Consider the following 21,511-nt stretch of genomic DNA (forward strand, 5'->3'; position numbering starts at 1 on the left):
ACTTTTAGGGGTCACTTCAGTTCTACTAGCTCTTTTTAATTTATATATAATTTTTGATTTGGATAAATTCGATCTTGTCGCAATGCATTTTTTGCTTTTATCTCATAAACTGTCATACCAAACTTACGAGCTATACTAACGAGCGTATCTCCCTTTTGTACAACATACATCGATGATGAAGCTACTTGGTGTTTTTCTTCATTTAGAACGAGTAACGGATTCATCGCATTTCTTTTCCCAAACGTCCAAGCGCCTTTATGAACTTCTAAGTGCAAGTGCGCTCCTCTTGATTCACCTGTGTTCCCAACTTCACCAATTACCTCACCTCTTGCAATCCGCTCCCCTTGAAGTACATATCTCTTATTAAGATGAGCATAAACCGCTTCATATTCTCCATGTTTAACAAACACTACATGTCCATAACTATTTGAAAAATATGATTTCGTTACCGTTCCACCTCGAATCGCTACAACCGGCGTTCCGATTGATGCGGCTATATCAATGCCATAATGTTTTCCATTTCTCGTTCCAAAGTAGTCGCTAATTCTTCCATCTACAGGCCATGTCCATCGTCCATCCTCAGCATAAGCATTCGCTTGAGAACTACAAAACATCCCAACGACAAGTATCCCGATTTTTAAAACTTTCATATACATCCTCCGTTTTTTGATAACCGTCACACTTTCTCTATTGTGGTATATTACGGAAAAAAGTATACAAAAAAGAAAGCGAATTACTCCGCTTCCTTCTCTTCTTTATTACGAAAAACAATTGCACTTCGTTTATATTCAACATCTTTTACACGAAGACGAGCATTTATCACTCTAGCTATTGCAAACAAATAATCAGATAGTCGATTTACATACTGTAATACAATTTCATTTATTTTTTCCTGCTTTCCTAGCGATACAATATGACGCTCAGCTCTTCTCGTTACTGTACGTGCAACATGAATCATCGCAGACGCTGCGCTCCCACCAGGCAAAATAAACCGTTCTAGCGGCGGAGCTTCTTCTATGTAGCAATCGATTCTTTCTTCTAAATATAGAACCATCTCTTCCGTTACTGTATACGGCATTTTTTGCTCCATAATTGCTAAATCCCCACCGCAATCAAACAACTCATGTTGAATCTTTTCAAGCTCATCGTATATGTCTTGAAAGCATTCTTCTTGCATCATCGTCATCGCATAACCAATATAAGAGTTTGCCTCATCAATTGTTCCATATGCTTCTACCCGAATATGATCTTTATCAACGCGCCCACCGATAACACTCGTTTGTCCTTTATCTCCTGTTTTTGTATATAGTTTCAAATCTTCTACACCTCTCTTTTTATGCTTTATTCATTACACTAGCTATTACAAATATAAGTATACATTTAAAAACGAATGAAAACTTTTTTGTGGTGAGAGAGCATCCAGCCATGGATAGAAGCGATCAGTTCTTTCCCCCCACGTTATGTGAAAACAGAAGGGAAAAATGAGTAATGATTACCTTTTGTTTTCATAGACACGAATGATATACAAGCAAATCAATATGGATTTATTTTTTCCCTAGTGTAACCTTTTTGTCTTCCAATCCATTTTCATAAAGAGACTACCCTCTACCAATAGCACATCAAAATAAAAAGTTCTAGTATTCTTCATTCCATTGAGCAAATATTAAAACTCAAAAAGAATAAAAAATATTAGAACTTTAGTATTCACTCACAACAATATCACTTATATGGATTGACCTGGTAAATATACAGAGAATATCGTTCCTTCTCCAACAACACTTGATATAGAGACTTTTCCATCATGACCTTGTACAATATTTTTCGCAATCGCAAGGCCCAAGCCAGTCCCACCTGTTTTCCCACGTGTTCTTGCTTTATCGGCTTTATAGAAACGATCAAACAAGAATGGGATATCCTCTTCAGGGATACCTGCACCTGAATCTTGCACTTCAAAAATTAGTCCATTATTTTTCGTATCAATCACAAGCTTAACATGACCACCTGCGTCTGTATGCCTAATTGCATTATCTATTAAGTTCGTTAATACCTGTTCCATACGATCCGGATCAAACGGATGCTCCACAACTTGGTTACGGAAATCAACTGTTAACTGCACACCTTTATCTTGTGCAATCCCTTGGAACTTACGACCAATCTTCTCGACAAATGGATGAATATCCACTTCAGATATATGCAATTCTACATGCCCACTTTCCATCCGCGCTAAATCTAAAAGCTCATTTACAAGGCGACCTAGACGAACAGACTCATCATAAATAATTTGTACAAACTCATTTATTTCTTCTTTCGTTTGAACAACATCATCTAAGATTGCCTCGCTATATCCTTGAAGCATAACCATCGGGGTGCGCAATTCATGAGACACATTCGCAATAAAATCTTGACGCATTTTCTCAAGACGACGTTCTTCTGTCATATCTCGAAGGACTGCGACAGCACCACGAATTTTCGTTTGATTATATAACGGCGTCATAAGGACAACGTAGTTACCCTTTTGCAAATTAATTTCAATAACTTGCTGTTGCTCACTCTCTACTACAAGATGGAACAATTCAACAAGTTCAGGCGGCAAACTCCTACTTAATTCTAACTCTTTTTCCTCTTGCCAAACTTGTAAAAAGTGCTCCGCGGGTGGATTAATAACAACAACTTCACCCTCTTGATTCAGTGTTACAACCCCATCTGCCATACTGCTCAAAATACTAGAAAGTTGTTCTTTTTCTTGTTGCAGCGCATTGATATTAAACTTCAATTGTTTTCCCATTTGATTTAACGCTGTTGCTAGCTCTCCTATTTCATCTTGCGAAACCATAGGTGCTTTCGTATCAAATTTCCCGCGCGCTACCTCAAAGGCCACTTCACGCATTTTACGAAGAGGGGCTGTAATTCGTGTCGATAAGAAAAATGCAAAGAACGTCGTTAAGATAATTGCAATTCCCGCTGATAGAAAAATAAAATCAGTCGCTTTTTCCATACCTTGTTTCGGAACTTGCAATGATTGATACACAAACACTGCACTATGCTCCGATGATTTCAGCGGTTTCCCAACAATCATAATATCATTTTCGGAATTCCTACGCGTTTTATCATCAGACACTTTTTTTATTTTTTCTTTATTTTCTTTTTTATCAATAAAAACAGCTGCTAAATCTTTATCCTTTTTCAGATCTTCTATTGTAAGATCTACCAATCCTTCTTGTTTCGGTGAAGAAGAAACTTCATGATCTCCCTTCACAATAATAATTCGTGAGAGCGGATCAGCAAACTTATAGGCGATATTCTCAATCGTTTTTTCGTCTGCACCTTCTTCAATTAATTCCGAAACACTCGTCGCTACTTTTGTAAGTCTGTTTTCACTCATTTCAATATAGTAATTATCAAAAAACTGTGAAAGCAAAATGGCAACAAATCCTAGAACAAATGAAACAAGAAGCAATATTGTCATCCATAGCTTTCCTACTACACTTCTCCAAAGCATCAGTCGCTCACAACCTCAAATTTATAGCCGACACCCCATACAGTTACAATCATCTTCGCTGCATCAGATGATTTTTTACTTAACTTTTCACGCAAACGCTTTACGTGTGTATCTACTGTACGTAGGTCCCCAAAGAATTCATATTGCCATACTTCTTTTAACAATTGCTCACGATCAAATACTTTATCAGGAGCCTTTGCTAAAAATAGTAATAATTCATATTCTTTTGGCGTTAAATTAACTTCATCACCATCAGCTGTAACACGGTGCGCATCATTATCAATTGTTAAATGCGGGAAAACAATAACATCTTTCGTTGTTGTATCTTGTGTAAAGAATGTTGTTGTTACAGAGCGGCGCAAGACTGCTTTTACACGAAGAACCACTTCACGTGGACTAAATGGCTTTACAATATAATCATCCGAGCCAACTTCAAATCCTTGCACTCTGTTTACTTCTTCACCTTTAGCTGTCAGCATAATAATTGGTGTTGCTTTTTTCTCACGAATTCCTTTACATACTTCAATTCCATCTTTTCCAGGCATCATGATGTCTAATAAAATTAAATCATAATCATTTTGCAATGCCTTTTCTAAAGCTTCATCACCATTATCAGCCTCATCAATCGTATATTGTTCTCTTTCTAAATACATTTTTAATAAACGGCGAATACGATCTTCATCATCTACAATTAAAATTCTTGGTTCATTTTCCATTGCTTCCCGCTGCCGTAAAAAACATGACAACGGTTCACACCTACCTTTCTATGATGTAATACGGTTTTTACTCTTATCTCATAATAGATAATTCTAAAATGTTAGTCTTCCACCTTAGACATTATACTTCACAAGAATAATAAAATTTGTTCATTTCTTTTCCAAAAATATGTATTTTTCTTGAACAGGACATTTAGGCCCCGACATCATTTTACAAAATCAGCCTTTGTTTTGCCATGTTTTTCTCAAAAAAGAAAAGAAATTGACAAAAATAAAATAGGAAAGTGACAACCACTTTCCTATTTTACCATGCTTCACAGAATCCTGTACTCCCTTCCCAAGAAGAGGAAAACCTTACGCATATGAGTGCAAACCGGCAATAATTAAGTTTACCACTATAAAATTAAACATGATAATTGCAAATCCAATGACCGCAAGCCATGCTGACTTCTCACCATGCCACCCTTTAGATAAACGTAAATGTAGCACTGCAGCATAAAAGAGCCATGTAATGAGTGCCCATACTTCTTTTGGATCCCATCCCCAAAAACGCGTCCATGCAATTTGTGCCCAAATCATCGCAAAAATTAGTGCACCTAACGTAAAGACTGGGAATCCAATTGCAATAGAGCGATATCCAATTTCATCGAGTAAATCACTATTAACGTTTCTCACTACTGGCTGAAGAGCCGCAGATACCCTTTTTCGTAAAACTAATCTTAATACAATATAAAGTCCTGTCCCAATAAGCAATGACCAAATGACTGTATTTAATTTCTTTGCATTTATGATAGCAGGCATTTCTGCAATTGGTTCAAATTTCCCAGTTGTCAGTAATTCTCCTTCATGCGGGCCAACTAGCGCAGGAAGATTATATTTCATCTCTACCTTCTGTTCATTTTTATCCACCCATTGAAATTTCGCTTCATATTTTGTTGCTGAATAAACCGTTGTTACCGCGATAAATCCGACAGTACAAACGAGCGTAAACACTACTGCTTCTAACCAAAATGTCCGTTTCGATTTTTGGGATTGATCTACATTTTTAAGCAAATACATAACACCTGTAATAAAACTAATTGCTAAAATAGCTTGTCCAGCTGCTGCTGTTGTTACATGAATATGTAGCCAATTACTTTTCAACGATGGAATAAGCGGTGAAATTTCTCTCGGAAACATACTCGCATATGCAATTAATAATAGTGCTACTGGTAAAGCAAATAATCCAATGATACTAACACGATACATAAAGTACATAGCAATAAAAGCACCAACAAGCATCATGCCAAAGAATGTACCAAACTCAAAGAAATTACTTACTGGTGCATGCCCTGAAGCAATCCATCTTGTTACAAAGTATACAGTTTGAGCGGCGAACCCTAAAATTGTAATGGTTATACCTATATTTGCCCACTTTCGTCCTTTTTCTTTAATTGCTCCTCCGAAGAACAGTGTTGCAATTAAATATAGAATAAAAGCGGCAAATAGAAAATTACTGCTTATTTGTACCATATACTCTCCCCACCTTAACTAATTTTTTGATCAATTACTTTGTCATATGGTTGTGGAATTGTTGTTCCTTCAAGTACTTTTTCAATATCTTTCCGCAAGCCAAACCAATTTTTATTTGTATGGCCCGCAATCCACCATTCATCTTTAACACGTTGTATCCAAATGCGACGATGGTTCCAATACATCCCTTGAATCACACCAACCATGAAGATAAATCCTCCGATACCAAGAATCCATAGCGTCAAATCTTTTCTTACAATTAGCCCTGTAGCGTTTCGCATTTCTACCCCTGCAAAGGTCATTTTATATTGATTATTTCCTTCTGGTTCAATATTTTGTTGTATCCCTACAAAACTTACTTCTCCTTTTGGTGTCTCTGGTGTAAACATTTTAAATACGAAAGCTGGATTATTCGGAATCTTTGTTTTTGTATTTGGCTGACCATTCTCATCAAAATAAAAATCAGGGAAATAACTTAATAGTTTTATAGAATATCCATCTCCTAAATCGTACGTTTCTTGTGGATTTTCCAAATCTACTTTAATAGGTGCCCATTTTTGTTGATTCTCTTTTTTCTGTAAAGAAAAAGACATACTACTAAATTCATTTTCTTTAAAATCTAATTGATATAAGGCAAATTGATCAAATTTAAGCGGTTCATTTACCCGAATCTCACCTTTTTTTACCTTCTCTAGCTTTGGTTTTTCCCCAGCAATATTTTCACCGACCGCTTTGTATAATACTGCATTCGTTTGATAGTTTTTAGCAATCATTTTATCGCCCACACGATCAATCGCATCATTAAATACTTGATCTTCTTTACTTTTGTCATAAACCTCTTTTGTAAACTTCTCATTCTTCAAATAATATTCCCCATTGGTCCCGGGTATTTCTTTCGTTTCCCCATCACGTAACCATAGCGATTCATCCACATACATACTTGGTAGAAATCGTAACATTGCTCCAAATAGAAAAATAATAAGACCAATATGATTCACATATGGACCCCAGCGAGAAAATCGTCCTTTTTCTGCTAAAATATTTTCACCATCAACTCTTACATTGTAATTTCTTTTTTTTAAATTGACTTGAATCTGTTCTAAATCTCCCTCTTTTGGAGATCCTGTCCCATACAACCTTTGTCTCTTTAAAAAGCTTGGGTGTCTTTTTACCCCCTGCTTTTTTAAAGCTTTATAAAGCGGAATTACACGATCCAAACTACATATCACAAGTGATACACCAATCGAAGCAATTAAAATCATATACCACCATGAACTGTATAAATTATTAAAACCCAATTGATAATATAATTGCCCTAGAAAACCATATTCCTGCTCATAATATTCACCCGGCGTAACACCTGGAGGTATGTACATTTCTTGTGGGAATATTGTTCCAACTGCTGATGCTAATAAAGTGATAACTATAAGCCATACTCCTACTTTTACCGAAGAAAAAAAGCTCCAAACCTTATCTACTATCGTTTTCGTATGAGTAAGAGAACGCCGAGCACTTCCTTCATATCTCATATCTAATAATCTTGTACCTTCCTTATTTTCAAAAGGTTTCCCACAAGCTTCGCAAAAAATTGTACCAATTGGATTTACATGTCCGCATTCACATTTTATTTGTTCCAATATTCTCACCGCCTCTTGTTTCTATTTATCATTGTATCTTCCAAATGCGAGTTACCGCAATACTCAGAATTTTCAAGAGAGGTACTAAGACGAAGCAAAGCACCTTCATCTAGCAAACAAATTCATTATCACATTATGTAAAGGCTTTCTTTATCAAGGAGTAATCTTCTTTAAATATCCTTCTATTTGATCCTTCGTTTGTGTACCCGTAATTTTTTCAATTACATTTCCTTCTTTATCAATTAAAAATGATGTTGGCAGTGGGCCCACGCTGTATGTACCGATTATTTCTTGCCCTTTATCAATTGCCACAGGGAACTTTAATCCGTACTGATTCACAAAATTTTTCACTGCAATATTCGTTTCATCTGCATCTAACGCAATGATTTCAACGCCTTTTTCTTTATATTTAGGATATAATTCATTCATATAAGGCATCTCTTTTTCACACGGTTTACACCATGTTCCCCAAAAGTTTAAGAATACTCCTTTTCCCTTCAAGTCATTTAACTCGATTTTCTTCCCTTCTAAATCTGTAACAACAAAGTTAGGCGCTTTTTTCCCGATTTGCATTTTTTCCTTATCTACAAAAAAACCTTGATAAAGCGTAAATCCTACCGCTACGCTTAAAATAAGCAAAATGAGAATGCGGAATAGTAAACGATTCTTTTTCATATCCTCTCTCCTCTCTTTGATGAATTTATATGTAAACAATCTCTGTAACTACTAACTGGTCCATTACCTCAAGCACTTGTTTTTATTTATTATCTAACTTTCCATAAATTTCTGCAAAAGTAGTCCATTTAACTAACTATCCATGAAGAATTTTCATCCTCCATGGATAGGAGTTTCACAGTGTTACTTATCTCGGTTTTGTAGAAGCAAGTGCACGTAATTGTTTTACTTCATGAGGTGATAACTCTCTCGCATCACCAGGGCGTAAGCTCCCTGCCTCTAAGAAAGCATAACGTTCACGTTTTAATTTCATTACTTTACAGCCAAGTGCTTCAAACATGCGACGAACTTGACGGTTACGTCCTTCATGGATTGTTAATTGAACAATTGCCATCTCTTTACGTTTATCCCAAGAAATAATTTTCACACGTGCTGGCGCTGTTTTACCATCTTCTAATACAACACCTTTTTCTAACATGCGAATTTTCTCTCCTGTTAATGGTCCTTTTACTTTTGCAACATACGTTTTCTCAACTTTATATTTTGGATGCATTAGTATATTTGCAAAGTCACCATCGTTGGTCATAAGGAGTACGCCAGACGTATCATAGTCTAAACGCCCAATTGGGAATAGACGCTGCCTGATTTCAGGGAAAAAGTCTGTTACAACTTTTCTTCCTTTATCATCTGATACACTCGAAATAACACCAGTTGGTTTATATAGTAAGAAATAAATAGGTTCTTCTTTTTCAAGAGGGATATTATTTACTTCTACTTTATCTTGAGGGGTTACCTTCGTTCCTAACTCAGTTACTACTTTACCGTTAACTTTCACTTTTCCTTGCTGAATAAGTTCTTCAGCTTTTCTTCTTGACGCAATTCCTGCTTGCGCAATCACTTTTTGTAATCGTTCCATTTCCTTAATTCACCTCAAATTTATCTTACCTTCATTAGAAAGACTTGGCAACCGCCTAAGGTTTACAGCAGTTTTCCTCACCAATCCTAAACAACATAGCTATAGTGCAAACTTTTAAAGGTCGAATGCTACTTTTATCCTTTATTATTGTTTACCTTCATACAGTTGTTCACAACAAAAGTTCATTATTTTGTCAAAAATACTCCATAAAAAAACCACCATTAAGCCTACCCTTAATAGTGGTCCGTATACGTATTATAAGCGAATTGCCGCAAAAAATGAATACTGATTACTGAAACAATAAAGAAACAAACACAATAGAACAAATAATTCCAATTAAATCAGCAAACAAACCTACCTTTAATGCATCTCCCATTTTACGAATACCAACAGCCCCGAAGTACACCGTTAAAATATAAAACGTTGTATCCGTGCTGCCTTGCATCGTAGAAGCAAGCCTACCAATAAACGAATCCGGCCCATATGTAGCAATTAAATCTGTAGTAATACTCAATCCTGCCGAACCCGAAATGGGACGTATAAGCGCAAGCGGCACAATTTCTGCTGGCACGTGAATTAAATCTAACAGTGGCTTCATGACGGAAATCATAGCATCTAGTGCCCCTGATGCCCTGAAAATAGAAATAGATACTAGCATCCCTACCATAAATGGTAAAATAGAAATAGCAATTTGAATCCCTTCTTTTCCACCCTCTACAAATGATTCGTACGTTGGAACTTTTTTTATCGTTCCATATAATAGAATAAAACCGATTACACATGGAATTACCCATAGTGAAATTGTATTAACGATACTCACTTTTTCCGCCCCTTTCTACTCCGTCTTCGGTAAAAATAGCGGTCAATCCAAATCGCGCCAATCATCGATAATACTTGGGCGATGAACGTAACACCAACAATTTCAGTTGGGTTCGCTGATTCATACGTCATTCGGATTGAAATTACGGTAGTCGGTATCAATGTAATGGCAGATGTATTCAAAGCCAAAAATGTCACCATAGAACGACTTGCCGAATCTTTTCCTCCATTCAATTCCTTAAGCTGCTCCATGGCTTTAATACCGAGCGGCGTCGCAGCATTTCCTAATCCGAAAAAGTTTGCCATCATATTCGATAAAATAAATCCCATCGAAGGATGATCTTTTGGTACTTCTGGGAACAGCCTTTTCACAACAGGCATAAAAAATGAGACTAATTTCTTTAATAAGCCTGCTTCTTCAGCAATTTTCATTAAACCGAGCCAAAAGACTAGAACACTAATCAGCCCAATGCAAATTGTTACCGCATCTTTCGATCCTTCAAAAACTGCTTTATTCACTTCTTCCATCGTTCCGTTCACCATCGCATATACAATTCCAATGACCGCCATCGCCACCCATACGAGGTTAACCATCTGTTCCAACACCTAACATATGAGAAAAGATCTCTCTTACATCATTCCAATATACTCCCGTTGTAGCAACTAGCTTTCGTTTGCTATAAAATAAATTACGCTCGCCTACTTTCTCCTTACCTACATAAATAATTGTTTTCCCTACTTTTTCTCCATTCTTTAACTTTGCATTTTTATCAAGTTCAACTTTTAGCAACACTTCTTTTCTCTCACCTACTGTTAACGGTACAGAAAAATCATTTTTCGTATACACATGATTGATATACTTCTTTTCTTTCAACCCAGAAAGCGCACCCTGTCCGAGAACTTTCGTTAATTCATATTGTTTAAATCCTTGATTAAATAAATACATGTGGTCGTCCCAATCATTAGATGCATTGAGCGTCACTACAATTAAATCCAATCCATCTTTCGAAGCTGTTGTTACAAGTGTACGCCCAGCTTTTTTTGTAAATCCAGTCTTTCCTCCTGTCGCAAATTCATAATAAGAAGTTACAAGTTTATGCTTGTTTTTCCATGGATAATCCCACGCTTTTGATTGATATGTCTTTGTTCCAAAAATTTTCCGAAACGTTTCATTCCCCATTGCATAGCGTGTTAAAAGTGCCATATCATATGCAGATGAATAATGCGTACCGTCCCCATCTAAACCATGCGGATTCGAAAAATGTGTATCTTCCATTCCGATTTGTTTCGCCTTTTCATTCATCATATACACAAATCCTTCTATACTCCCTCCCACGTTTTCAGCAATTGCTTGCGCTGCATCATTACCTGAACGAAGCAGTAAACCGTAAACTAAATCTTCTAGTGGTACTTTGTTTCCAGGTTTTAAATAAATTGCCGAACCTTCTACTCGAACAGCCTTATCGCTAATAGGAACAGCTTCTCTCATTCTTCCTGATTCAGCAGCAAGTAAGGCAGTCATAATTTTCGTGATGCTAGCAATCTTCTGTGGTTCATGCTCTGATTTCCCATACAAAACTCGGCCTGAATGTTCTTCCAACAATATAGCATTACGTGCACTTACATCATTCATTTGTGCATATGTATGAATCGGTATAATACTTGCACACATTACAATAAGTGCAATTACAATCCAAGTTCGTCTCATATTCCCCCACCACGTCCTTTGGCACTTTTTGTACAAGTGTATGCTTGGCCCTTTAAAATATGAACGAAATATTCTTTTCTACCCTAGCAAAAAAGACGCACATATATGCGTCTAATACGGTGTCCACTCAAGTTGTTTCGCGCTTTCAAATCTCTTTTCCACATCAGGCCAATTCACAACATTCCACCAATTTTTAATGTACTCATCTTTTCGATTTTGGTACTGCAAATAATATGCATGTTCCCATACATCAAGTACAAGTAATGGTATCGTATCCCACTGTGTGAATAATTGATGGAGAGTACTTTGCAAAATTTCCAATCTTCCCGAACGAGGTACCCATACAAGAATCGCCCATCCTGATCCTTCTACCTTCGATGCAGCTTCTGTAAAATGTTTTTGAAAACGTAAAAAACTCCCAAAATCTTTTTCGATTTGCCTAGACAATGCCCCTCTTGGACTTCCTCCCCCATCTTTTTTCATGTTATTCCAAAATATCGTGTGTAAATAGTGGCCCGAACCATGAAAAGCTGCTTCTCTTTCCCAATGTTTGATTAAATCAAAGTTGTTTGTTTTCCTTGCTTCTTCCATCATTTTTTCTGCTTTATTTAACCCTTCTACATAACCTCGATGGTGCTTATCATGATGAATCATCATAATTTCTCGAGAAATATATGGTTCTAGCGCATTATACGGATAGGGTAGCGGCGGAAGCGTGTGGCCTCCAATTGGAACCGAACGCTCCGTATATGCTCTTTCATACAACTCATACTGTTCATTTTCTTGTATAAATATTTCTTGCAAGTGATTCTGAATATGTTCCACATCATCACTAATCTCATATAATAATTCAGCATCTGTCTCATCTTCACATTCTTTCATACGATCTAATAACATTCGAATTTTATATGCAAGCATATGAACGTCATATACTTCAGTTGCGCGACTATCTAATACATGAAGAACACTTTCACACCAACTTTCTACTTCATGAAAGTAATCTGTAAATACACCTTGCTGATTCATACAACGCGACACCTCCTCAATGCTCCCCACTCTAACTATATTCAGCACCCGCATCGTATATGCCGTACAAAGCAGTAAAAGAAGCTAGTCTTTCGCTAGCTTCTTTGCATATTCTCTAATACTTATATAAGGTGAAATTGTAATTGGCTACTACCAATCAATTTTTACGTTCCGCCTAAATCTATCCTAAATAAATTGCTATTCTTTCAAGTTAACAATTCATATACATTCAAACCAATGCTATAAAAAAGAAGATTCACTCTTTCTGTTTTCAAGCCGCATACGGACAAAAAAGGACCTGACCGCTTCTACGCATGGCCGGATCCTCTCTCCCATCTAAAAAGAATGGCTTTTCAACCTTATATTAATACTTGTGTAACATCTTCGTTTGATAGTCCGTTTCATAATATTCCAGCTCTTCACGCATTGTTTGAAACTTACCTTCTAACTCTTGCATTATTTTTTCAATGGAGCGAGGTGGAATTTGTTGAAAAACAATAGAATTTTTCCCTGTATAGGCTGAGCGACTATTTTCATACCACTGATCACTTTTAGGTGAAAAGAATTCAGCAATTACTTGATGGTAGATTTTATATAATGTTTTCTCAGCAGCCGTTTTTCGAAATGGTTGGCTGCTTAGTAAAACAAGGCACGCATCTAATCCTTCTTCACAAAATACAAGTAGTCTCCTTAATGCTGATAATAAGCCTTCATAATAATGTTTATTACCCTCTGGCGATTCTTCTAATAAGGAAGGCAATGTATGATAATTTACAAAATCAGTCATCAAATGAATGGCTTCCTCTAAAAATTGAGAAACTTGATGCGTTTGATTTTCAACCATTGAATTAGACATATCCTTTTCTCCCCTTTGCCATTTTACGCTATTTCTACTTTTTTATTTTTATGTAACTCAGCCATTATGTTTTGTACTTTTACCACTGTTTTCTCATCAAAATATTTTTGAAAATCTTCTGTCGCATTAATATATACACGCTTTTGCCCACGAAATTCTTTATTTTTAACAAAACAGGCTAAAGCAACGATATCGCGTAAATATATGTCTTGTTCTTCTATTTTAAAAACTGGATTTCCTTCAAACGGAGTAACTTCTTGCAAAATTTCTTCAAAATAACGGACATATAATACAGAAAATGTTTTTTCTTGTTCTCCCAAAATATAAGTGATTTCAGATCGATTAAAGAAATCTTCTGATGTATTAGATTGCGCTTTTTCCAGCTCATAGCCTGCGTAACCTATTATAATCATCCACTTTCCCTCACTTCCCTATTTTGCTTTATTTTAACTTATTTTTCTGAATAAACAAAACTTATTTTTTTTATTAATTCTTAATAAAATTTTATAATATCTCCATATTTATATAAAAAATAGTTTTATATCCTTTAATTTACCTTTTTATTTTCCATGAAGTTTGTCATAATAAGAATATTGTCTCAGTTTTCTTATGCAAGGAGAGTTGTATTTATGTCGTTTTCGTGGAAACGTTTCTTACAAATCGGAAAAATTATTTTTCCATTTGTTGTCTTGACTATTGTATTCTTTCAAGCTCGGAAAGAATTGTCGGGTATTTCATTTTTAGAAGCAATTGAAACAATTAAAAATATTCCGACTGGAGGAGTCTTCTTAGCTATTACGCTCGGTGCATTTGCTGTTTCGACAATGTTTTTTTACGACTTTGTTATGCTTCGCTATTTAAAAGCAGATGTACCTGTTCAAAAAATTTTCCGTGTTTCATGGACTGCCAACACTTTAAATGGATTTCTTGGCTTTGGCGGTCTTGTTGGGGCGGGCGTACGAACCATGTTATATCGGCCCCACGTAAAAGAGAATGGTAAACTTATCAAAAGTATTGCTTGGATGACAACTGCCTTTATTAATGGCTTAGCCCTTCTCTCATTCCTCGGTCTTATTGGAATACTCGATACACGTTTTATTCTGCATGAAAAACCTTGGCTATGGCCTGTACTCGTCTTTTTTGCTCTTTTTGTACCGATATATATCGGATTTTCTAAACTTAAAAATCGAAAACAAAAAAACGTAGACGGAAAAGAGGAAGAGAAAAACCCAACCGTTTTATACTCTCTTGTTTCATTAGTGGAGTGGCTATCTGCCGGTATCGTCATGTATGTTATTTTAATACTATTCGGAATTGAGATAGATTTCCGGAAGTTTTTAGGGGTTTATGTCATTGCCGCTTTAGCTGGCGTTGTGAGCCTTGTACCAGGTGGCCTTGGTTCATTTGATCTTGTCTTTTTGACTGGTTTAGGACAATACGGTATTGACACAGGTGTATTACTACCTGCCATGTTACTATACCGCCTTGTATACTATATTTTACCGTTTTGCCTCGGTTTAATTTTTGCAGCTTTTGAAATGACGGGAGCTGCGCTTAAAAAGATTGAAGATAAGCCGTTTATCGCACCTGCCTTAGAAACAACAGGTGTCATTTGGACATTACAACGTGATTTCTTAGGAAAATTAGGATCCTGGGCATCCGCTGCATTAACTGTTTTTGCTGGTTTAATGGTTATCTTATCAACGATTTTACCAACCAGTATAAACCGTGCTCATGCATTACATATTTTAGCTCCAAAACCTCTGATTCAATTGTCTTTTAGCTTATCTTTAACATTCGGTATCCTTCTTCTTATTCTATCAAGGGGGATCTATTACGGAACGAAGCGCTCCTACTATATGACAATTGTTTCTTTAATTGGAGCAGCAATCTTTAACACATTAAAAGGAATTGATATTGAGGAAACCTTTATTTTATTAATTGTACTTGCCGTATTATATATGCTCCGTAAAAGATTTGTACGTGAGAAAATGGAAGTTTCGCTCTCTGATGTAGTCAAAGTATTTATATTTTTACTCCTAACATTATATTTGTACAAAAATCTCGGTATTTTATTTGCTGGTGCAAAAGAAGCTTTCAAGCCAGATTTTGTCGTTCGCAATATTACGCAAGTGAAGCGAAGCGCACTTGCAGCTGCTTTTTTTGTTCCAACCTTTTTACTGATCGGTTCTCTAATCGCGAATCGCTACCGTAGCATATTTCCTGGGCAACCAGCAAACGATAAACGACTGCAAAACTTCTTAGATCAATATGGTGGAAATGTACTAAGTCATTTAGGTTTTTTAGGCGACAAACAATTCTTCTTCAGTAGCGATGGAAAAGCGCTTCTATTATTTTCAACAACAGGTAAACGTCTTGTAATACTCGGTGATCCAATTGGCGATCCATCCTCTTTCCGCACCGTACTACAAGAATTTCTAGCTGAAGCAGATCGCTTTGGATACATTTGTGTTTTCTATCAAATTGAAAGCAAATGGATGAGCTTATATCATGATTTTGGCTATAACTTCTTTAAACTTGGTGAAGAGGCTGTTGTTGATTTAAATACGTTTACTATATCAGGTAAAAAGCGCGCTGGCTTACGTGCAACTTTTAACCGTTTTGAGCGTGAAGGTTATACATTTTCTATTCACCAACCACCGTTTTCAGACGAGTTATATGAGGAATTAAAAAAAGTTTCAGACGCATGGCTTGGAGGAAAAAAAGAAAAAAGTTTTTCTCTTGGATACCTTGATTGCGACTATATAAATCGTGCTCCTATTGCAACACTATCTGATGCCGAAGGAAAAATCATCGCATTTACAACGTTTATGCCTGTTTACCAAACTGGTGAACTTTCAGTTGATTTAATGCGCTATTACCCTGATGCACCTGGTGGAATTATGGATGCGATTTTCATCCATTTATTCCAATGGGCAAAAGAAAATGATTATCATTCTTTCAATATTGGTATGGCTCCGCTTTCTAATGTTGGCTTATCGACACAATCCTTTTGGTCCGAGCGTGTCGCAGCAGCAATTTTTAATAACGTTCGTTATACGTATAGTTTTAGCGGTTTACGACACTTTAAAGAAAAATATAAACCTACGTGGAGCGGCAAATATTTAGCATTTCGAAAAAATCATTCCTTACCCATTACAATGCTTGCAGTAACAAAATTAATAGGAAAACGAAAAAGCAGCTAGCATCACTAGCTGCTTTTTCGTTTCTGAACTTGGAGAATGAACTCTTTTTCATATTTTTTTCCGTTTATATAAAATGTGCCCCATATTTTATACATGCCTTCTTCTGGGAAGGTAATACGATACTGTAGTTGCTCTTCTTCATTTACAGGGACTGCATATAAAAAATGTTCTCTTTTTTCATCGACTATATAAAGTTCCCCCTGCTCCCCAGTACCCGAGCTAAACTTCACGCTTTCCCCTTTTTTCATTTGCAATTGAAATGTCAGTGTCGCTGCTTCATTTGGATGTAACGCTCCAAATAAAAGCGACATTTGGTAATCGCCAATTTTTTTTGTAAGCACTGTATCTCCTATTAAATTTTTTTGTATCTTTTCTTTTTCCTCTCCCCCGAAACTTTTCTTAGAAAAGGACTGTTCTGTTTTACCGCGATTCTCATATAAGAAAACCGTATAACCTTTATCTTTCATTCCGCTTAAAGATAGCTTATAAGAACCACTTCCAGCAAATGCAGGGTTTATTTGCTGGATTTTCTTGAACTGTTCATCTACAATAATAGCCCGAATATGATCATTCACGCCACGAACCTCATTGTTATTCTTATTAAACAGTTGAAATGTAATATCTATTTTTTCATTTCCTTTTCTATTTTTTATCTCCCACTCTACTTCTCGAATATCCCCTGCTGTTTCTGTTGTTCCTTTAAACTTTTGCATGTAGAATCCACCAGCCACAATAAGTAGTAAAGCAACTAGTCCAATGACAAGATTTTTCAAATCATCACCTGCCATACTTTTTTATAAGTCGTGACACCATTCGTACACCTACATTTGTAAATAGAATGTTATTACAAAGTTCATTCTATTTTTTTCAGAAAAATCCTCTATAAAATAAAGTGAAACTTTAATCAGTGGGGGTTTCCTTCATCCCCCACTGATTATTAGCCCGCAAATAGCGGGATAAACGGCTCTCGTAAAGAAAAACAACCAAAAACCAGAAAAAAACGGAAATTTACTGGGAATAACATTTGTTGTACATACTACAAGCAAGAAAAAGATTTTAATCGACAGGATTCCTAGTGTATAATGCAAATGGTGTTAATTTATATCTATACATAACAAGGAGGATTTTTTATGAGCGTTCATATTGAAGCAAAACAAGGTGAAATTGCTGAATCTATTTTACTACCTGGCGATCCACTACGTGCGAAATATATTGCAGAAACATTTTTAGAGGACGTAACTTGCTATAACAACGTACGCGGCATGTTAGGATTCACTGGAACTTATAAAGGGAAACGTGTCTCTGTTCAAGGGACTGGTATGGGTGTTCCTTCTATTTCTATTTATGTTAACGAATTAATTCAAAGCTATGGAGTGAAAAATTTAATTCGTGTAGGTACATGCGGCGCGATTCAAAAAGATGTAAAAGTGCGTGACGTAATTATTGCAATGACTGCTTGTACAGACTCTAACATGAACCGTTTAACATTCCCTGGATTTGACTTTGCACCAGCAGCAAACTTTGATCTTTTAAAGAAAGCGTATGATGCTGGAACAGAAAAAGGATTACACGTTCGAGTTGGTAATGTTTTGACAGCTGATGTGTTCTATCGTGAGAGCATGGATATGGTGAAAAAACTTGGTGAATACGGTGTATTAGCTGTCGAAATGGAAACAACTGCACTTTATACATTGGCAGCGAAATATGGTGTGAATGCATTATCTGTATTAACAGTAAGTGACCACATCTTCACTGGAGAAGAAACAACATCTGAAGAGCGTCAAACTACATTCAACGAAATGATTGAAATTGCTTTAGACGCTGCAATCCAACAATAATATAAAAAGAACTTGTCATACGTCTGGCAGGTTCTTTTTTATCAAATGAAATAACCACTTTATATGACTTTTTATAAAAAACTGATACAAATAGAGACAGATTTTCAATCCCTACTTTCTTTTATCGTTTGTTATAATAAAGTGAAACTTTATTAATCTCCGTTTATTATGAGTTGAACCAATCAAGCTTTTATAACCAATGATTTTCTTCCTTGCTCTTATTACATTTTGAAGAGGGATCTTACTGCTTGTTAATGCAGGTTAAAAAGCATATTTATGTCAGTATTTTTTATGAGGTGAAGAAGTGAAAAAAAGAAGCATTGTCTTTAAATTATTTTTATTAACATCAACATTATTTACTGCTACCTTCCTCCTTTTTTTCCTTGGGCAATCATTGTTTTTAGAAACGTTTTATATTAATAAAAAAGTCGACACCGTCCAAACAGCTTTTGAAAAATTTTTATCTAGTTATGAAAAAAGTGACCGGACATTTGAGGAGATAAGAAAACTCAAGCAAGACTTTCACGAAAAAACAAATGCCGAGGTTGTTTTATTAGATCCAAATGGAATTATAAAAGATGAAAATAATTATTATATTGAGATTGTCGATAAATCCAATAAAACGTATTCGATTCCACTCAACAATATTTTAACAATCGATGAATATACCAAGTTTATGAATTTACAGTTAAAAAATAATGATTTTATTCTCATAGATGGAATTTTAAAAAAGGATGTCATTATACCTGTTACGATTACGGCTCCTAATAATATATGGACAAATGAGAACCTCATGGAAGATTTTAAATTATTCAATATTGATTGGACAAACGCTAAGAAAAAGAAAAACAAATACGAAACAGAATCAAGACTTGGTATCCATACGTTTCAAGGGACTGTATCAAAAATACACCTTCCCTCCAAAAATGAGATTCGTCTTGCGAATAATTTAGAAACTTTACAAGGGGTTCAACATTGGGAATTATCTGTACTACTAGGTAAAACCAATTCAAATGAATTGACAACATTTACAATTGGAGAAGAAGAGAATGGAAAAAGTCAAATCTTTGTGCAACCAGTTATTGAAAAAGGGGAGATTAAAGAATTCGCTTTCGCAATGACTTCCTTGCAGCCTGTTAATGAAGCCATGCTCGTTTTAAAAGATTACTACGTCTATGCCTTAATTATCGTATTTCTCGTTATTATTTTACTATCCTTTTACTATTCAAAAATTATTGTTAAACCTCTTATTAAAATAAATCGTGTTACAAAGAAAATGGCTAATTTTGATTTCACTGAAAAATTACCGGTTTCAGCAGATGATGAAATTGGCGGTTTGTCTAGTAGCATTAATACCTTATCAGTAAACTTAAAAGACCGAATAGATCGATTAAATGTTGCAAATACAAAATTACAACAAGATATCGAACGAGAACGTCAATTAGAAAAAACGAGAAAAGAATTTATTTCCGGCGTATCTCATGAATTAAAAACACCGCTGAGCGTAATTAGAAGCTTTGCGGAAGGAATTAAAGATGGTGTAAGTAAAGATAATACGTACTATACCGATGTTATTTTAGAAGAGACCGAAAATATGAATCGACTCATTGTTGAGATGCTAGAATTAGCCAAGCTAGAATCGGGTACGTATAAATTAGAAATGAATACTTTTTCACTTGGTGAACTCGTTCAACAAGTGTATACGAAGCTATTATTTAGTATGGAAGAAAAACAATTACAAGTAGAAATCGATGCAAACCCATCTATATATGTTGAAGCGAATCGTAATCGCATTGAACAAGTTGTTGTGAATTTACTTAGCAACGCAATTCGCTATACACCAGAGGGAAAAGAAATTTACATTCGCATCACTGAGAATGAAGAAAAGGTTAAAGTAGAAATTGAGAACACTGGTAATCCAATTCCAGATGAAAGTCTACAAAAAATTTGGGATCGTTTCTATCGTTTAGACGCTTCCCGAAGCCGTCACACAGGAGGAACAGGGCTTGGTTTATCCATTGTCAAAAACATATTAGACCTGCATCATGCTGAATACGGTGTATACAACACGAATGATAGCGTCGTTTTTTATTTTGATTTACAAAAAGTAAAAGAAGTCAAATAATTTGTCTTAATTTCACCAGGAGTTCACATGAAATTCACACTCTCCCTTTATAGTAGTAACCAAGTTAATCCTTTCCTTTACACACAAATAAGAGGAGAGTGCGTGAAATGAAACAAGCAGGACAACCTATTCAAAACGAAAAACAATTAGAAACAATCAAAAATATACTTTTACAATCTTCGAAACGTGATGGCTTACTATTCGTATTAGCTGTAAATTCTGGTCTAAAAGTAAGTGAGATTTTACAATTAAAAGTCGGTGACGTTATTGACGAAAATGAAAATGTTCGCCATTCCATTTTATTTTACAATGAAAAAGTAAAGAAACATAAATGGTTTGCTGTAAACGAAGACTTACAGCACGCAATCGAAGACTACATGAAAGAACGTAAAACATGGAGACGTAATGAACCACTGTTAAAATCTCAAAAAGGTACAAAATCTATTACAAGACAGCATGCATGGTATATTTTAAACAAAGCTGCAAAAGAAGTTGGTTTAGAAGGGATTAGCTCACATACACTTCGCAAAACTTGGGGATATTGTGCATATAAATCTGGTGTTGATATTGCATTTTTACAACACTTCTTTGATCATAGTACCCCATCAAAAACTTTGAAATATATCGGTATTGCATAAAAAAACTAGTTCTTATACATAAGAAAGGTTACCAAATTGAAACTTGGTAACCTTTTTTATATTTCATTTTCTCTTTTCTTGTTTCTCCTATTTTGTAGTGGTACTCTAGTAATAAGGGGGAGAAATTATGAACACACTAACAATTGAATTATCAAAAGAAACAGTAGAAAAACTAGGTTTGTTACAACAAGCCTATCAAAAGAAAACAGGTGCTACCATTTCAGAAAGTACACTCGTTCAATCTCTTATCTCAAAAGAGTTCATTCAAGCAATAACTCCATTTGATTTACAACAATATGTAACTGAAAAAGAACAGCGCTAAGTGAACTGCACCCCAATT

20 protein-coding genes are annotated in these 21,511 nt (G+C 35.5%); 5 read left to right on the forward strand and 15 right to left on the reverse strand.

Annotation, left to right across the window (positions count from 1 at the left end):
- Positions 1 to 35 precede the first annotated feature (35 nt).
- From CN373_RS23055 to CN373_RS23120, 14 genes are all read right to left on the reverse strand, one after another.
- Positions 36 to 650, reverse strand: coding sequence for a peptidoglycan DD-metalloendopeptidase family protein (locus CN373_RS23055; protein ID WP_098360264.1), 615 nt, complete (start codon positions 648 to 650; stop codon positions 36 to 38).
- An 83-nt stretch (positions 651 to 733) separates the two neighbouring features.
- Complete coding sequence (locus tag CN373_RS23060; RefSeq protein ID WP_098360265.1) at positions 734 to 1,315, reverse strand: cob(I)yrinic acid a,c-diamide adenosyltransferase; 582 nt, start codon at positions 1,313 to 1,315, stop codon at positions 734 to 736.
- A 408-nt stretch (positions 1,316 to 1,723) separates the two neighbouring features.
- The gene (locus CN373_RS23065; protein WP_098360266.1) at positions 1,724 to 3,499 is read right to left on the reverse strand and encodes an ATP-binding protein; all 1,776 of its coding nucleotides are present in this window, start codon (positions 3,497 to 3,499) and stop codon (positions 1,724 to 1,726) included.
- Positions 3,499 to 4,215: a DNA-binding response regulator ResD gene (gene resD / locus CN373_RS23070; protein WP_002056252.1), complete on the reverse strand. Its 717-nt coding sequence runs from the start codon at positions 4,213 to 4,215 to the stop codon at positions 3,499 to 3,501. Before resD ends, CN373_RS23065 begins: the two co-directional genes overlap by 1 nt.
- A 354-nt stretch (positions 4,216 to 4,569) precedes the next feature.
- Positions 4,570 to 5,727, reverse strand: coding sequence for a c-type cytochrome biogenesis protein CcsB (gene ccsB / locus CN373_RS23075; RefSeq protein WP_000250069.1), 1,158 nt, complete (start codon positions 5,725 to 5,727; stop codon positions 4,570 to 4,572).
- A 14-nt stretch (positions 5,728 to 5,741) separates the two neighbouring features.
- The gene (locus CN373_RS23080) at positions 5,742 to 7,367 is read right to left on the reverse strand and encodes a cytochrome c biogenesis protein ResB (RefSeq protein WP_033664655.1); all 1,626 of its coding nucleotides are present in this window, start codon (positions 7,365 to 7,367) and stop codon (positions 5,742 to 5,744) included.
- Positions 7,368 to 7,517: 150 nt separating this feature from the next.
- A complete protein-coding gene (gene resA, locus CN373_RS23085) occupies positions 7,518 to 8,039 on the reverse strand; it encodes a thiol-disulfide oxidoreductase ResA (RefSeq protein ID WP_000742189.1) in 522 nt (173 codons plus the stop codon).
- Positions 8,040 to 8,226: 187 nt separating this feature from the next.
- Positions 8,227 to 8,955 carry a 23S rRNA pseudouridine(2605) synthase RluB gene (gene rluB / locus CN373_RS23090; protein WP_000440558.1) on the reverse strand — a complete coding sequence of 243 codons (729 nt, stop codon included), beginning with the start codon at positions 8,953 to 8,955 and terminating at the stop codon, positions 8,227 to 8,229.
- A gap of 289 nt (positions 8,956 to 9,244) precedes the next feature.
- Positions 9,245 to 9,775, reverse strand: coding sequence for a spore maturation protein SpmB (gene spmB, locus CN373_RS23095; RefSeq protein ID WP_000029509.1), 531 nt, complete (start codon positions 9,773 to 9,775; stop codon positions 9,245 to 9,247).
- Positions 9,772 to 10,368 (reverse strand): spore maturation protein SpmA, encoded by a 597-nt coding sequence (gene spmA, locus CN373_RS23100; RefSeq protein WP_000247813.1) that lies wholly within the window; start codon positions 10,366 to 10,368, stop codon positions 9,772 to 9,774. Before spmA ends, spmB begins: the two co-directional genes overlap by 4 nt.
- Positions 10,361 to 11,482, reverse strand: coding sequence for a D-alanyl-D-alanine carboxypeptidase family protein (locus CN373_RS23105; RefSeq protein WP_001255092.1), 1,122 nt, complete (start codon positions 11,480 to 11,482; stop codon positions 10,361 to 10,363). Before CN373_RS23105 ends, spmA begins: the two co-directional genes overlap by 8 nt.
- Positions 11,483 to 11,593: 111 nt before the next feature.
- Positions 11,594 to 12,508, reverse strand: a complete 915-nt coding sequence (locus tag CN373_RS23110; protein WP_001075744.1) for a superoxide dismutase — start codon at positions 12,506 to 12,508, stop codon at positions 11,594 to 11,596.
- 364 nt (positions 12,509 to 12,872) lie between these two features.
- Positions 12,873 to 13,364: a YpuI family protein gene (locus CN373_RS23115; RefSeq protein ID WP_000071855.1), complete on the reverse strand. Its 492-nt coding sequence runs from the start codon at positions 13,362 to 13,364 to the stop codon at positions 12,873 to 12,875.
- A gap of 23 nt (positions 13,365 to 13,387) precedes the next feature.
- Positions 13,388 to 13,777 carry a hypothetical protein gene (locus tag CN373_RS23120; protein ID WP_000583798.1) on the reverse strand — a complete coding sequence of 130 codons (390 nt, stop codon included), beginning with the start codon at positions 13,775 to 13,777 and terminating at the stop codon, positions 13,388 to 13,390.
- A 216-nt stretch (positions 13,778 to 13,993) separates the two neighbouring features.
- Between CN373_RS23120 and mprF the strand changes: the two genes are divergently transcribed.
- Positions 13,994 to 16,570 carry a bifunctional lysylphosphatidylglycerol flippase/synthetase MprF gene (mprF, locus tag CN373_RS23125; protein ID WP_000010878.1) on the forward strand — a complete coding sequence of 859 codons (2,577 nt, stop codon included), beginning with the start codon at positions 13,994 to 13,996 and terminating at the stop codon, positions 16,568 to 16,570.
- A 5-nt stretch (positions 16,571 to 16,575) separates the two neighbouring features.
- Here mprF and CN373_RS23130 read toward each other — a convergent pair whose 3' ends face one another.
- Positions 16,576 to 17,358 carry a hypothetical protein gene (locus CN373_RS23130; RefSeq protein ID WP_000896608.1) on the reverse strand — a complete coding sequence of 261 codons (783 nt, stop codon included), beginning with the start codon at positions 17,356 to 17,358 and terminating at the stop codon, positions 16,576 to 16,578.
- 342 nt (positions 17,359 to 17,700) lie between these two features.
- Here CN373_RS23130 and deoD point away from each other — a divergent pair, with 342 nt between their 5' ends.
- From deoD to CN373_RS23150, 4 genes are all read left to right on the forward strand, one after another.
- Entirely contained in the window at positions 17,701 to 18,408 is a 708-nt protein-coding gene (gene deoD / locus CN373_RS23135; protein ID WP_000110708.1) for a purine-nucleoside phosphorylase, read from the forward strand.
- Positions 18,409 to 18,712: 304 nt separating this feature from the next.
- Complete coding sequence (locus CN373_RS23140; RefSeq protein ID WP_000747386.1) at positions 18,713 to 20,533, forward strand: sensor histidine kinase; 1,821 nt, start codon at positions 18,713 to 18,715, stop codon at positions 20,531 to 20,533.
- 107 nt (positions 20,534 to 20,640) lie between these two features.
- A complete protein-coding gene (locus CN373_RS23145; protein WP_000806229.1) occupies positions 20,641 to 21,171 on the forward strand; it encodes a tyrosine-type recombinase/integrase in 531 nt (176 codons plus the stop codon).
- A 127-nt stretch (positions 21,172 to 21,298) separates the two neighbouring features.
- A complete protein-coding gene (locus CN373_RS23150; protein ID WP_001094866.1) occupies positions 21,299 to 21,493 on the forward strand; it encodes a DUF3924 family protein in 195 nt (64 codons plus the stop codon).
- The last annotated feature ends 18 nt before the right edge of the window (positions 21,494 to 21,511 follow it).

Source organism: Bacillus cereus, from assembly GCF_002561295.1.
Taxonomy (GTDB): domain Bacteria; phylum Bacillota; class Bacilli; order Bacillales; family Bacillaceae_G; genus Bacillus_A; species Bacillus_A cereus_S.